The organism is Ralstonia sp. R-29, assembly GCF_049913345.1.
Taxonomy (GTDB): Bacteria; Pseudomonadota; Gammaproteobacteria; order Burkholderiales; family Burkholderiaceae; genus Ralstonia.
This window is the reverse complement of record NZ_CP184377.1, coordinates 1,376,633-1,390,322: the sequence shown is the minus strand read 5'-3', so window position 1 is coordinate 1,390,322 and position 13,690 is coordinate 1,376,633. Positions and strand designations below refer to the sequence as shown.

The following is a 13,690-nucleotide window of genomic DNA, read 5'->3' as shown; positions in this document are numbered from 1 at the left end:
CAGAAAATTCTCTTGCCGCATCCGGGCGCCTCCCGGACAATGCGGAAAATTCTAATGCAGCAATCCGCCATACCAATAAGCAAACGCCCCTAACTGTCCCCAAAGCAGCGACGAGACATCTATGAACCAGCAGCAACTCCTCGAACAGTACGGTCCCCGAGAGTCCATGGAGTACGACGTCGTGATCGTCGGCGGCGGCCCTGCCGGCCTGGCGACTGCGATACGGATCAAGCAACGCGCCGCCGAGACCGGCAAGGATGTCTCGGTGGTGGTTCTGGAAAAAGGCTCTGAACCCGGCGCACACATCCTCTCTGGCGCGGTAATGGACCCGCGCGCCATCACCGAGTTGTTGCCCAACTGGAAGGCCGACGGCGCCCCGCTCAACCAGGCGGTGACTGGCGACGACGTGCTCTTCCTGAGCGAAACCGGCTCGAAGCGTACACCCGACTGGCTGGTGCCGCGCAACTTCCACAACCACGGCTGCTACGTCATCTCGCTGTCGAACGTGGTCAAGTGGATGGCCACGCAGGCTGAAGCGCTGGGCGTGGAAATCTTCCCGGGCTTTGCCGCGGCTGAAGTGCTCTATGACAACAAGGGCGCCGTGCGCGGTGTTGCCACCGGCAACATGGGCATCGGCAAGGACGGCGAGCCGACCGAGAACTTCCAGCTCGGCATGGAGCTGCTGGGCAAGTACACGATCTTCGCCGAAGGCGCGCGTGGCCACCTGGGCCGCCAGCTGCTGGAGAAATTCAAGCTCAACGCCGGCAAAGATCCGCAGACCTTCGCCATCGGTATCAAGGAACTCTGGGAAATCGATCCGGCCAAGGCCAAGCCCGGCCTGGTGGTGCATACCGCCGGCTGGCCGATGGAAGACGACACCTTCGGCGGCGGCTTCCTGTATCACCTGGAAGACAACAAGGTCACGCTCGGCTTTGTGATCGGCCTGGACTACAAGAACCCGTGGATGAGCCCGTTCGAAGAGATGCAGCGCTGGAAGGCCCACCCGGCCATCCGCGCGCACATCGAAGGCGGCAAGCGCATTGGCTACGGCGCCCGCGCAATCAACAACGGTACGCCGCAAGCGCTGCCCAAGACGGTGTTCCCGGGCGGCGCGCTGGTCGGCTGCGACGCCGGCTACCTGAACGCTGCCCGCATCAAGGGCAGCCACGCGGCCATCAAGAGCGGCATGATGTGCGGCGAAGCGGTGTTCGACGCGGTGACGGCTGGCCGCTCGGCTGATGAACTCTCCGCCTACCCAGCCGCCTTCGAAGAGAGCTGGCTGAAGGAAGAACTGGACCAGTCGCGCAACTTCAAGCTGTGGTTCAAGAAGAGCCCGACGCTGGGCAAGATCATGACCGGCGTCGAGCAGTGGCTGCTGCCGAAGATCGGCATCAGCAACCCGCCTTGGACGTTGCATGGCACCAAGTCGGATAACCAATCGCTCAAGCCGGCCGCGGAGTGCGAGAAGATTGCGTATCCGAAGCCGGACGGCAAGATCACGTTTGACCGTCTCTCGTCGGTGTTCATCTCGAACACCAACCACGAAGAGAATCAGCCGGCCCACCTGACGCTGAAAGACCCGACCGTTCCAACGCGCATCAACCTGACGCAGTTTGCGGGCCCCGAGCAGCGCTACTGCCCGGCCGGCGTGTACGAGTTCGTCAAGAACGACGAAGGCACGGAGCGCCTGCAGATCAACGCGCAGAACTGCGTGCACTGCAAGACCTGCGATATCAAGGACCCGACGCAGAACATCGTGTGGGTGACGCCGGAAGGCGGTGGCGGCCCGAACTACGTCGGCATGTAAGCTGGCGAGCGCTCAACAAAAAAGACGGCTTCAAGCCGTCTTTTTTGTTGTCTGCGCGAATCGACTCAGGACGCCTTCGCTGCGATCGCCGGCGTCTCCACCGACACATCGCCGCATTGCGCGCGATGGCGCAGGGCGTGGTCGATCAACACCAGCGCCAGCAACGCTTCGGCAATCGGCGTAGCCCGAATGCCCACGCATGGGTCATGGCGGCCGAACGTTTCCACGACCGCCGGATCGCCCACCTTATCAATCGAACGACGCGGCGTGCGAATGCTCGATGTCGGCTTGATCGCCAGCGACACCGAAATGTCCTGCCCCGTCGAAATCCCACCCAGAATGCCGCCGGCGTTGTTGCCGACAAAGCCCTCCGGCGTCAGTTCATCACCATGCTCGGAACCTCGCTGGGCTACAGCGTGGAAGCCAGCGCCAATCTCAACGCCCTTGACCGCGTTCAAACCCATCATGGCGTGGGCGATGTCGGCGTCCAGACGATCGAACAGCGGCTCGCCCCAGCCGACCGGCACGCCGGTGGCGACCACTTCAATGCGTGCACCGACGGAATCGCCGTCCTTGCGCAGTGCATCCATGTAGGTTTCCAGCTCGGGGATGACCTCGGCATTCGGCGCGAAGAACGGGTTGTTCGGCACCTCGTTCCAGTCGATGAACGGGATCTGGATATCGCCCAGCTGCGACATGAAGCCGTGGATTTCCACGCCAAACTTTTCGCGCAACCACTTCTTGGCGACGGCGCCTGCGGCTACCGTCGGCGCCGTCAACCGTGCCGACGAGCGGCCACCCCCGCGCGGGTCGCGGATGCCGTACTTGTGCCAGTAGGTGTAATCAGCGTGCCCGGGACGGAAGGTCTCGACGATGTTGCTGTAGTCCTTGCTGCGCTGGTCGGTGTTGCGGATCAGCAGGCAGATGGGGGTGCCGGTCGTCTTGCCCTCGTATACGCCGGAGAGAATCTCGACCAGGTCCTCTTCCTTGCGCTGCGTGACATGGCGCGAGGTGCCGGGCTTGCGGCGATCCAGGTCGGGCTGGATGTCTTCTGCGGAAAGTGCCATGCCTGGCGGGCAGCCGTCGATGACGGCGCCGATGGCGGGGCCATGCGACTCGCCGAAGGTGGTAACGGAAAACAGCAGGCCCAGGGTATTGCCAGACATGATCGTGCTCGCGAAAGCGCCGCCATGGCGGAGGCGGCGCGAAACATCAGGAAACTGCTATTGTAAATCCGATCAACCAATTGGCCGATCAGCCGCCCAATTAGCCACCGATACCAAGCAACTCGACTTCAAAGTTCAGCGTGGAATTGGGCGGAATCGTGCCGGGCACGCCACGCTCGCCGTAAGCCGTCGCCGCCGGGCAGGTCAGCTTGGCCTTGCCACCGACTTGCATCTTCTGCACGCCTTCGGTCCAACACGGAATCACGCGGTTCAGCGGGAACGAAATCGGCTGGCCGCGCTTGTACGAGCTATCGAACTCTTTGCCGTCAGTCAGCGTGCCGCGGTAGTGCACCTTGACCGTGTCGCTCGCTTTGGGCGACGGGCCGGTGCCCTTGATCAGCGTCTGGACAATGACGCCCGAGGGCAAGGTTTCGCTCGACGGGGCTGCAGCTTGCGCAGCAACGGCAGCCAGGGCAAACGACGAAGCACACAGCAGCAGAGAAAGGCGTTTCATAAGCGGATGCCAAAAAAGTTGAGGAGCCGGCAGTGTATCGAATTGCGCGGCGGTTAATGGTGATTAGAGGCGCTCGCCACGCAATGCCAGCACCGCAGCCTGCAAGCCTTCGGGCGATACGGCATGTGCGGGCACTGGCGTACCAATGCACAGCTCAAGCCTGTTCAGGAAGCCACGCCGGAACGGCCGCGTCATCGCTGCGCCGCCATGGCGCGAGAAGAAGCTACCCCACAGCCCGCGCAGCGCCATCGGCACCACCGGCACCGGGGTGCGCTCGACGATGCGGCGCACGCCCTCCTTGAAGGGGTTCATTTCCCCCGTCGCGGTGATCTTGCCCTCAGGGAAGATGCAGACCACCTCGCCCTCCGTCAGCGCGGCGGCAATGCTGTCGTAAGCGCGCTTGAGCATCTCCGGATCTTCGTGCATGGGCGCAATCGGAATTGCCTTGACCGTGCGGAAGAACCACGACAGCACCGGCACTTTGAAGATGCGGTGGTCCATCACGAAGCGCACCGGGCGACGCACGAACGCGCCCACCACCACTGCGTCGACAAAGCTCACGTGATTGCAGACCAGCAGGCAGGGGCCCTCATCCGGGATCTGCTCGGCGCCCTCCACCTTCACGCGGTAGACGGTATGGATCAGCAGCCACATCACGAAGCGGATCAGGAACTCCGGCACGAGCGTGTAGATGTAGATCGCCACCACGGCGTTAAGGATGCCGGTCACGAGGAACAACTGCGGGATCGTGAACCCGGCGCGCGTGAGCACCATCGCCAGCACCGCCGAGGCGATCATGAACAGCGCATTGAGGATGTTGTTGGCGGCGATGATGCGCGCGCGGTGCGTCGGCTCACAACGGCTCTGGATCAGCGCGTACAGCGGCACGCTATAGAACCCGCCGAACATGGCCAGCAGGAACAGATCGGCCAGCACACGCCAGTGGCGATGGTTCTGCAGGAAACCCGAAATGCCCGTCAGCACATCGTGCGCGACCAGTGCCTCGGCATGCGAGGCGAAATACAGATCCACCGCAAACACCGTCATGCCGATCGAGCCAAACGGCACGAGGCCAATTTCCACCGTGCGGCCCGAAAGCTTTTCACACAGCATCGACCCGAGCCCGATGCCGATGGAAAACACTGCCAGCAGCAGCGTCACCACGTTTTGATCGCCGGCGAGCACGTTGCGCGCAAAGGCAAAGAATGACGTCAGGAACGTCGCGCCAACGAACCACAGCCACGAGATGCCCATCAGGCTCAGAAATACCGCGCGCTGGTTGCTGGCCAGCTTCAGGTTGCGCCACGTCTCGGAGATGGGGTTCCAGTTGATGCGCAAGTCCGGTTGCGAGGCCGGCGACACCGGCACGCCACGCGCCGTCAGCCAGCCGCTCACCGCGATGATGATGCAGGCGATGCCCGTGAGCGTTGGCCCGATGAGATCACCATTGCGCGTGAAGTTGGCCAACTCGCCGCCACCGATGGTACCGACGAGGATGGCGACAAACGTGCCCATCTCCACCAACCCGTTGCCGCCAACCAGCTCGGACGATTGCAGATGCTGCGGCAGATAGGCGTACTTGACCGGCCCAAACAGCGTCGAATGCACGCCCATCAGGAACGTGCAGAGGTACAGCAGCTCAACGTGGCGCAGCGCAAAGCCCGCGCAGCCGATGACCATGATGGCGATTTCCAGCGTCTTGACCAGGCGGATCAGCCGAGCCTTGTCCATGCGATCGGCGATCTGGCCGCTTGTGGCCGATAGCAGCACGAATGGCGCAATGAAGATGGCTGAGATGAGGAACGCTGCCGAGGCGGGGTCCGCATTGCCGAACAGCGCGGCGTGGTACGTCACCAGCGAGGAAAACGCGACCTTGAAAACGTTGTCGTTCATCGCCCCGAGGAACTGGGTCCAGAAGAACGGGGCAAAACGACGTTGCTTCAGCAGGGAAAACTGGCTCGATTGGCTCATCGGCAGAGGATTGAGGGTTCAACAAAAAACCCGCTCGCTGCGGCGGGCGGGTTTCAGGAATATGGCGAACAACTAGGCGGATCAGTCAGTCTTCGCTGGCTGTTCTTCTTCCGCCGGCCAATCGCGGATATAGGCCTTGAGCATCTTGTTCTCGAAGCCCTGGGCCTCGACCACAGCCTTGGCCACGTCGTAGAAAGAAATCACGCCCATCAGCGTGCGGTTGTCGAGCACAGGCAGATAGCGGACGTGGTGCTCCAGCATCATGCGGCGGACCTCGTCAACGTCCGTTGCCGGCGTACAGGTAACGGGATGGTCGTCCATCACCTTGCGAATGGTGGTTCCGTCGCCAACGGAACCATGATTCTTGGCAAGAACCACGATGATCTCCCGGAAGGTCAGCATGCCGACCAGTTGACCATGCTCCATGACCACCAACGAGCCGATGTCTTTGTCGGCCATCGTCAGCACAGCTGCCTGGAGCTTGGTTTCCGGGGACACGGTGTAGAGCGTGTTGCCCTTCACTTGAAGAATATCGCTGACTTTCATAGTGCGTCTCCCAGGGTATCGGGGTGCCGGTCTGCCGGGGGGCGACCGTGCGCGGGTTGTGGTTATGGTTGTGTCTCGATCCTAGCCCAAACCGGATCGCTTCGACAAGCATGCGGCGCAGAAAAAACCTGTCAAAAACCGCGCCCGCTCGGCGTTTGCCCGAGATGCACTGCAACAGGGAGCAGTGCTAGCATGCCCCGTCCAAACCTGCTCCCGCGCCCTGTCTGGGCGCTTGAATCCATGTCCAAAGCCCGCTTTGATACGCTGGCCCTGCATGCCGGTGCCGCGCCTGACCCCACCACGGGGGCGCGCGCCACGCCCATCCACCTGACCACGTCGTTCGTGTTCCGCGACAGCGAACACGCGGCGTCACTGTTCAACATGGAACGCGCGGGCCACGTGTACTCGCGTATTTCCAACCCGACCGTCGCGGTGTTCGAAGAACGCATGGCCGCGCTGGAAAACGGCGTCGGGGCCATCGCCACGGCGTCCGGCCAGGCAGCGCTGCACCTGGCCATCGTCACGCTCATGGGTGCGGGCTCGCATATCGTGGCCTCGTCGGCGCTGTATGGTGGCTCGCACAACCTGCTGCACTACACGCTGCGCCGTTTCGGCATTGAGACCACCTTCGTCAAGCCCGGCGACATTGATGGCTGGCGCGCCGCCATCCGCCCGAACACGCGGTTGCTGTTTGGCGAGACGCTCGGCAACCCGGGGCTGGATGTGCTCGACATCCCGACCGTGGCATCGATTGCGCATGACGCGGGCGTGCCTCTGCTGGTCGATTCAACCTTCACGACGCCGTGGCTGCTGCAGCCGTTTGCGCATGGTGCGGACCTCGCCTACCACTCCGCCACCAAGTTCCTCGGTGGCCACGGCACGACCATCGGCGGCGTGCTGGTTGATGGTGGCACGTTCGACTACGTGGCCGCCGGCAAGCACCCCGAACTGACTGAGCCGTACGCGGGCTTCCACGACATGGTCTTTGCCGAGGAAAGCACCGTGGCGCCCTTCCTGCTGCGTGCGCGCCGTGAAGGCTTGCGCGACTTCGGCGCGTGCATGAATCCGATGGCGGCATGGCAACTGCTGCAAGGCATCGAAACGCTGCCGCTACGCATGGCGCGGCACGTAGACAACGCCCGCCGCATTGTCAGCTTCCTGGCGAGCCATCCGATGGTGGCATCGGTCGCCTACCCCGAGCTGGAATCGCACCCGGATCACGCCCTTGCCAAGCGCCTGCTGCCACGCGGCTGTGGTGCCGTTTTTAGCTTCGACCTCAAGGGCGATCGACGTGCTGGCCAGCAGTTCATCGAATCGCTCGGTTTGTTCTCGCACCTGGCCAATGTGGGCGATGCGCGGTCGCTGGTCATTCACCCGGCGTCCACCACGCACTTCCGCATGGACGCCGCCGCACTGGCCGCAGCCGGCATCAGCGAGGGCACGATCCGCCTGTCGATCGGCCTGGAAGACGCCGACGACCTGATCGACGATCTCAAACGCGGCCTGAAAGCCGCCGAACGCGCAATGTCGGCAGCACCGGGCAAGACCGCCACCAACACAACGGGAGCCCGCTGATGGAATGGACCGTACAAGGCCAGCAGGCCTACGCCTACACGGGCGGCAAGCCGTTCAACGCCGAATTGCCGTGCGTTGTGTTCGTGCACGGCGCGCAGAACGATCATTCGGTGTGGGGGCTGCAGACGCGCTGGTTTGCGCACCACGGTTTCAGCGTGCTGGCAGTGGATCTGCCCGGGCACGGCCGCAGCGCTGGCGCTCCGCTGCAGAGCGTGGAAGCCATGGCCGACTGGGTCATGGCGCTCGCGCAGGCCGCCGGCGTGATGCAACCGGTGATGGTGGTCGGCCACAGCATGGGCTCCCTGATTGCGCTGGAGTGCGCTGCACGCTACGCCGATCGCGTGCGCCGCATCGCGCTGGTGGCGACCGCCTGGCCGATGAAAGTGTCGGATGCGCTGCTCGATGCGGCACTCAATAACACCGCGGGCGCAATCGACATGGTGAATACCTGGTCGCATTCCAGCCTGGCCAACAAGCCGTCTTCCCCCGGCCCGGGCTTCTGGATGCACGGCGGCAGCCAGCGCTTGATGGAACGTGTCGCGCGCGGCACCGAAGCACCGGTCTTCCATACGGACTTCGCAGCCTGCAACGCCTATGCGCGCGGCGCGGAAGCCATGGCCGCCGTGAAGTGTCCGTCACTCGTGATCGTGGGCGAAAAAGACCAGATGACGCCCGCAAAAGCCGGCCGGCAGGTCGCGGCAGGATTGGCAGGCAGCCGCGTCGTCGGGCTGCCCGGCGGACACGCCATCATGGGAGAATGCCCCGACGGCACGCTCGACGCGCTGATCGCCTTTGCACGTGAACGCGAGCCGGTCGCCGCGTAGCCGCCCCACTCCGCAACAGGAGACGCATCATGGCCACCACTGAGTCCCGCCACTTCGGCAGCTTCGCCGAGTTCTACCCGTTCTACCTGGGCGAGCACCAGGACCGCACTTGCCGGCGCCTGCATTTTGTCGGCTCGACAATAGCGTTGGCATGCCTGATCTTGCTGGTCTTTACGGGCAACCTGTGGTGGCTGCTGGGCGCGGCGGTGAGTGGCTATGCCTTTGCATGGGTCGGCCACTTCGGCTTTGAGAAGAACCGGCCTGCGACCTTCCGGCACCCGTTCTACAGTCTGATGGGCGACTGGGTGATGTACCGCGACATCTGGGTCGGAAAGATTCCGTTCTGAGCCGTCAGGCAGTGACCTCGGCAGATGCCGGTGCGGTAGCGGCTTGCGCGGCTGAGGCCACACCGCGCTCGCCGGAAGCAAAGACGGCTTCCAGCGTGGCGTCGAGCGCTGGATTGTGCAATCGATCCACCAGCCCATGCGTGTCGCCCAAATGGCGCGCCAGGGCGGTACGCGGCAAGCGCGGCAGATTCAGCACCAGCTTTTCGTAGAGCGGCCGCAGCGTGGTCACGTGGGCATCGCACAGCAGCGCCCAGTGCGTTTCACCGCGATCCTGCTGCAGCTTGCCCACCAGGTGCAGCGCCTTCAGTTTGGTCAGCAGATCGGCGAGGTAGTCCGCTTCAAGCTGCAGGCGTCGGCCGATTTCCTGCTCGGCCACCGTGCGCGGAGCCTGTTCGCGCGCGCGGTACAGCAGCAGCAGAATGCCCAGCGCATCAAAAAACTCACTGCCCGGAAACGTGCGCCGCTGCCAGTAACCCTGGCGGATGATCGGCAGCGTCGATGCAATCGTAGCCCCCAGGAGGGTGACCAGCCAGCTCACATAGATCCACGTCAGGAAGATCGGCAACGTGGCGAACGCGCCGTAGACGGCCGTGTATGTGGGAATGTGCGCAACGTACGAGCCAAAGACCCGCTTGGCGATTTCAAATGCGCCGGCAGCAATGAGCCCCGCCACGAAGGCGTCGCGCCGATCCACATTGGTGTTCGGCACAAACACGTAGAGCATCGCAAACGCAATCGCCGACAGCAGAATCGGCACCACACCCACGATCACGCCCAGGCCAAACGGCAGCTTGTGCACATAGCCCGCCGAAATCGACACCAGATACGAACTGACCGACAGGCTCGCGCCAATCAGCACCGGTCCAAAACTCACCAGCGCCCAGAACACCAGCACCCGCTGCGCCAGCGGGCGCCGATGACGCACGCGCCAGATGGCGTTGAGCGCGTTCTCTACCGTCAGCATCGTCATGACGGACGTAACCACCAAGCCGATCAAACCCGCTGCCGTGAGCCCCTTGGCGTTGGTCGAAAACTGGTTGAGATACGTCAGGATCGGCCGGCTGATACTGCCGGGCACGAGGTTGCTGAACATGTAGCCTTCGATGTCCGCGCGAAAGCTCTTGAACATCGGGAACGCCGTGAACAGCGCAAACGCCACCGTCAGGATCGGCACCAGCGAGAGCACCGTCGTAAACGTCAGGCTGCTGGCCACCTGCGGCAGACGATCTTCCCCCGCGCGGCGCAGCGCGTAACGCGCCAGTGCACGCACCTTGGTTGCATTCCATTGACGAAGCACTCGGGGGGGAAAAAGCATGAAGAATGAGGCGGCGCAAGGCCAACGAGGGGATCGGGGGGCGCAACTATAATACCGCGACGCTCTCAACGCTTTGTTATGAAAGATATTCTGGTCCTGTACTACAGCCGCCACGGCAGCACGCGCGCGCTGGCCGAAGCCATCGCGCATGGCATTGAAACCGTGGACGGCGCACAGGCGCGCGTGCGCACAGTGCCAGCGGTCTCCACGGTGTGCGAAGCCACGCAGCCCGACGTGCCCGACAGCGGCCCGCCCTATGTGGAAGTGCGCGACCTGGAAGAATGTGTGGGCCTGGCTTTGGGCTCGCCCACGCGCTTCGGCAATATGGCCGCCCCGCTCAAGTACTTTCTGGATGGCACCACGCCGCAATGGCTGGCTGGCGCACTGGCCGGCAAACCGGCGTGCGTATTCACGTCCACCGGCAGCATGCACGGCGGGCAGGAAACCACCCTGCTCTCGATGATGCTGCCGCTGTTGCACCATGGCATGGTGATCCTCGGCCTGCCGTATCAGCAGAGCGAGCTCCTTTCCACCGAGGCCGGCGGCACGCCCTACGGGCCCTCGCACGTCGCGCACCGTGGCGATACCGCTCCGCTCACCGCGCACGAACGCACGCTTGCCACCGCCATGGGCCGACGGCTTGCGCAGACTGCTCTCAAGCTCGCCGCATGACCGCCGCATGACAGACACCCACGACGCCATCGCCGAATCCCGGGCACTGTTTCTGCTGAGCGCAGCGAGCCTTGTCGCGCTAATCCTCCTGTGTGCGGCGTGGGAGCTGTGGCTCGCGCCCGTGCGCCCAGGCGGCTCGTGGCTGGCGCTCAAGGCGCTGCTGCTAGCGTGGCCGTTGCCCGGCGTGCTGCGCAAGAACCGTTACACCATGCAGTGGGCGTCGATGTTCATTCTGCTGTTCTTTACCGAAGGCATCGTGCGGGCAACGTCCGATGCTGGGCTGTCGCGCTCGCTCGCGTGGGGCGAGGTGATGCTCAGCGTGGTCTTCTTCTTTGCGACCATCTTCTATCTGCGCCCATTCAAGCGTGCTGCCAAGGCACGTGCCCGCCAGCACACCTGATCCGCCATGACCGACGATGCCTTCCTGCAAGCCTGCGTTGATGCCGTTGGCGCTGCGCACGCTCTGACAGCCCCCGAAGACCAAGCGCCCTATCTGACCGACTGGCGCAAGCGTTATTCGGGCCGTGCACGCGCGGTGCTGCGCCCCGCCAACGCAGGGGAAGTGAGTGCGCTGGTGCAGCTGTGCAACGCGCACGGCGTGCCGATCGTTCCGCAAGGCGGCAATACGGGGCTGTGTGGCGGCGCCACGCCCGATATGGAGGGCAGCGCGGTCGTCATCTCTCTGCAGCGCATGCAGCGCGTACGCGCGGTCGACGCGATCAACAACACCATCACCGTGGATGCTGGCTGCATCCTGGCCAACGTGCAGCAGGCTGCTGCGGATGCTGATCGGCTCTTCCCGCTCAGCTTGGCGGCGGAAGGCAGTTGCACCATCGGCGGCAACCTGGCGACCAACGCGGGCGGCACCGCCGTCCTGCGCTACGGCAACGCGCGCGAGTTGTGCCTGGGTATCGAAGCCGTGCTGCCCAACGGCGAACTGTGGAACGGCCTGCGCGGCCTGCGCAAAGACAACACCGGCTACGACCTGCGCGACTTGTTGATCGGCGCGGAAGGCACGCTGGGCATCATCACCGGCGCCATGCTGAAGCTGTTTCCGCAGCCGCGCGCCCAGGTAACGGCGCTGGCGGCACTGCAATCCCCGCGTCAAGCGCTGGCATTTCTCTCTCTGGCGCAAGGTCATGCCGGGACGCTGCTGACAGGCTTCGAGCTGATGTCGGCGTTTTGCCTCGACCTCGTGCGCAAGCACTACCCGCAGTTGCGCGTGCCGTTCACGCAGGCCTATCCGCAATACGTGCTGCTGGAACTGTCTGACCTGGAAAGCGAAGAACACGCCCGCGCGCTGTTCGAATCGCTCATGGAAGACGCGCTCGCACGCGGCGTAATCGATGACGCAGCCGTGGCGGAATCGGTGGCGCAGTCACGCGACTTCTGGAACCTACGCGAGCACATCCCCTTGGCCCAGGCCGACGAAGGCAAGAACATCAAGCACGACATTGCCGTGCCGATCTCGCGCATTGCCGACTTCATCGACGTGACAGACCGCGCGCTGGCGGCGGCGTACCCGAGCATCCGCATGGTCACGTTCGGGCACCTCGGTGACGGCAATCTACACTACAACGTGTCGCCGCCGGAAGGGCATGCGCACGACGATTTTCTCGCCAACCAGGACGGCATCAACCGCATCGTGTACGACAGCGTGCATGCGCACGGCGGCTCGATCTCTGCCGAGCATGGCATCGGCCAGCTCAAGCGAGAAGACAACGCGCGCTACAAGAGCGCCGTGGAACTGGCCACCATGCGCGCGATCAAGCAGGCGCTGGACCCGCGCGGGCTGATGAATCCTGGGAAGGTGTTGTAGTAACGCTGGGTTTCAGCCGAAGAGCTTCAGCGTGTAGTTGGCCACCGCAAAGAGAATTGTCGCCCCCAGCAACCACAGCAGCATGCGCGGCACGCCGGTGGGCGGCAAGCGATGATCGGCTGCATTGGAACGATCGCCGATGCGCCCACTCTGGGCGTTACGGACGTAGGTGCCTCGAGACGCCCCCGTTGGGCGTCGTGCGTGACGCGTGCTCATTGATGTTTCCTCCCTGCCCCATGGCTGTCGCCTCGCCTGGCCCCCTGTTGCCGGCGAAACACAGCAGCACGGGCCGCCCAAAAAGGCTGCCCAAACAAGACTCCCCTGATTTCCCGTCTGGTCGGAACCGAAAAGGCATCCGTCACGCGCATTGGCGTGCGTAGGCACGGTGTTCCACGTCGTTGCGTGGAATTTCGAATAAAAACTGTTGTTGTATGTGGCACTACCCGACGCCACGAAATGTATCAAAAATCCCCCCATTTGGGGGGTACGTATTTTAGGTATCACCATTTGGATGATGCGCAGGAACGACGCTTGCGGGGTGGATCAGGGCAAACCCCGACTCTTCGCACTGATACCCACGGAGCTGCCATGTATTCCGTCCTGCCAGATCTGCCCTGGTCCGCGCATATCACGCCGCCGATGCCGTCAGAGGCGCCCCCTCACCCACCGCCAGAAATGCCGCCTCCGGATGAGCCGGCGCATGATCCCGTCCACGACCCTGAACCGCAGACGCCCCCCATCGAACTGCCGCCCGGCGAGGTGCCGCCCGAAATCCCGCCTCAGCACTAGCAAACCGGGGCATGCCCATCTGTTAGAATCGCGGCCTCCCAGGTATCCGGAGGCCGCGCGCCAGTGGTTTGCCTGGGCAGCCTCGCATCTGCCCATAGCTCAGTTGGATAGAGCATCGGCCTTCTAAGCCGACGGTCGGGGGTTCGAATCCCTCTGGGCAGGCCAAAGACTCTATAAGAATCAAGGACTTACGAAAGGCACATCCAACGGTCGTTGGTTGAAAGTTGGTCGTAGTCACAATTCAGTGTGACTACGGTGTGACTGATTCTACCGCCCCAAGCGGGGCGCTCTACAGCCCTCCCGATCCGCTCACTGCACCAAAGGCAGCGGCAGCCATTGGCGGGA

Annotated in this window: 13 protein-coding genes and 1 tRNA gene; 8 read left to right on the top strand and 6 right to left on the bottom strand. The window is 63.5% G+C overall.

What is annotated here, in order from left to right; all coding sequences use genetic code 11:
- Window positions 1–121: 121 nt before the first annotated feature.
- Window positions 122–1,807, top strand: a complete 1,686-nt coding sequence (locus ACN9M1_RS06530) for a 4Fe-4S dicluster domain-containing protein (RefSeq protein WP_426398395.1) — start codon at window positions 122–124, stop codon at window positions 1,805–1,807.
- A 65-nt stretch (window positions 1,808–1,872) separates the two neighbouring features.
- Here the strand turns inward: ACN9M1_RS06530 and aroC are convergent, their stop codons facing one another.
- The 4 genes from aroC to ACN9M1_RS06510 form a co-directional block, all read right to left on the bottom strand.
- A complete protein-coding gene (gene aroC, locus ACN9M1_RS06525; protein ID WP_426398394.1) occupies window positions 1,873–2,973 on the bottom strand; it encodes a chorismate synthase in 1,101 nt (366 codons plus the stop codon).
- A gap of 100 nt (window positions 2,974–3,073) precedes the next feature.
- The gene (locus ACN9M1_RS06520) at window positions 3,074–3,487 is read right to left on the bottom strand and encodes an FKBP-type peptidyl-prolyl cis-trans isomerase (protein ID WP_426398393.1); all 414 of its coding nucleotides are present in this window, start codon (window positions 3,485–3,487) and stop codon (window positions 3,074–3,076) included.
- A gap of 63 nt (window positions 3,488–3,550) precedes the next feature.
- Window positions 3,551–5,458 (bottom strand): MFS transporter, encoded by a 1,908-nt coding sequence (locus ACN9M1_RS06515; RefSeq protein ID WP_426398391.1) that lies wholly within the window; start codon window positions 5,456–5,458, stop codon window positions 3,551–3,553.
- Window positions 5,459–5,539: 81 nt separating this feature from the next.
- Window positions 5,540–6,004, bottom strand: coding sequence for a CBS domain-containing protein (locus ACN9M1_RS06510; RefSeq protein ID WP_426398390.1), 465 nt, complete (start codon window positions 6,002–6,004; stop codon window positions 5,540–5,542).
- Window positions 6,005–6,244: 240 nt separating this feature from the next.
- On the opposite strand from ACN9M1_RS06510, the gene ACN9M1_RS06505 reads away from it, so the two are divergent.
- From ACN9M1_RS06505 to ACN9M1_RS06495, 3 genes are read left to right on the top strand one after another with little or no spacing between them, the layout of a single operon-like run.
- Entirely contained in the window at window positions 6,245–7,579 is a 1,335-nt protein-coding gene (locus tag ACN9M1_RS06505; protein ID WP_426398389.1) for an O-acetylhomoserine aminocarboxypropyltransferase, read from the top strand.
- Window positions 7,579–8,403: an alpha/beta fold hydrolase gene (locus ACN9M1_RS06500; protein ID WP_426398387.1), complete on the top strand. Its 825-nt coding sequence runs from the start codon at window positions 7,579–7,581 to the stop codon at window positions 8,401–8,403. Before ACN9M1_RS06505 ends, ACN9M1_RS06500 begins: the two co-directional genes overlap by 1 nt.
- Before the next feature lie 29 nt (window positions 8,404–8,432).
- A complete protein-coding gene (locus ACN9M1_RS06495; protein ID WP_426398385.1) occupies window positions 8,433–8,750 on the top strand; it encodes an Mpo1-like protein in 318 nt (105 codons plus the stop codon).
- 4 nt (window positions 8,751–8,754) lie between these two features.
- Here ACN9M1_RS06495 and ACN9M1_RS06490 read toward each other — a convergent pair whose 3' ends face one another.
- Complete coding sequence (locus tag ACN9M1_RS06490) at window positions 8,755–10,065, bottom strand: YihY family inner membrane protein (protein WP_426398383.1); 1,311 nt, start codon at window positions 10,063–10,065, stop codon at window positions 8,755–8,757.
- A 78-nt stretch (window positions 10,066–10,143) separates the two neighbouring features.
- Between ACN9M1_RS06490 and wrbA the strand changes: the two genes are divergently transcribed.
- From wrbA to ACN9M1_RS06475, 3 genes are read left to right on the top strand one after another with little or no spacing between them, the layout of a single operon-like run.
- Window positions 10,144–10,737: an NAD(P)H:quinone oxidoreductase gene (gene wrbA, locus ACN9M1_RS06485; protein ID WP_426398381.1), complete on the top strand. Its 594-nt coding sequence runs from the start codon at window positions 10,144–10,146 to the stop codon at window positions 10,735–10,737.
- 7 nt (window positions 10,738–10,744) lie between these two features.
- Complete coding sequence (locus ACN9M1_RS06480) at window positions 10,745–11,137, top strand: DUF2069 domain-containing protein (protein WP_426398379.1); 393 nt, start codon at window positions 10,745–10,747, stop codon at window positions 11,135–11,137.
- A 6-nt stretch (window positions 11,138–11,143) separates the two neighbouring features.
- Window positions 11,144–12,556 (top strand): FAD-binding oxidoreductase, encoded by a 1,413-nt coding sequence (locus tag ACN9M1_RS06475; RefSeq protein WP_426398377.1) that lies wholly within the window; start codon window positions 11,144–11,146, stop codon window positions 12,554–12,556.
- Between the two features lie 12 nt (window positions 12,557–12,568).
- Here the strand turns inward: ACN9M1_RS06475 and ACN9M1_RS06470 are convergent, their stop codons facing one another.
- Window positions 12,569–12,772 carry a hypothetical protein gene (locus tag ACN9M1_RS06470; RefSeq protein ID WP_426398375.1) on the bottom strand — a complete coding sequence of 68 codons (204 nt, stop codon included), beginning with the start codon at window positions 12,770–12,772 and terminating at the stop codon, window positions 12,569–12,571.
- Window positions 12,773–13,433: 661 nt separating this feature from the next.
- On the opposite strand from ACN9M1_RS06470, the gene ACN9M1_RS06465 reads away from it, so the two are divergent.
- A tRNA-Arg gene (locus ACN9M1_RS06465) sits at window positions 13,434–13,510 on the top strand.
- The last annotated feature ends 180 nt before the right edge of the window (window positions 13,511–13,690 follow it).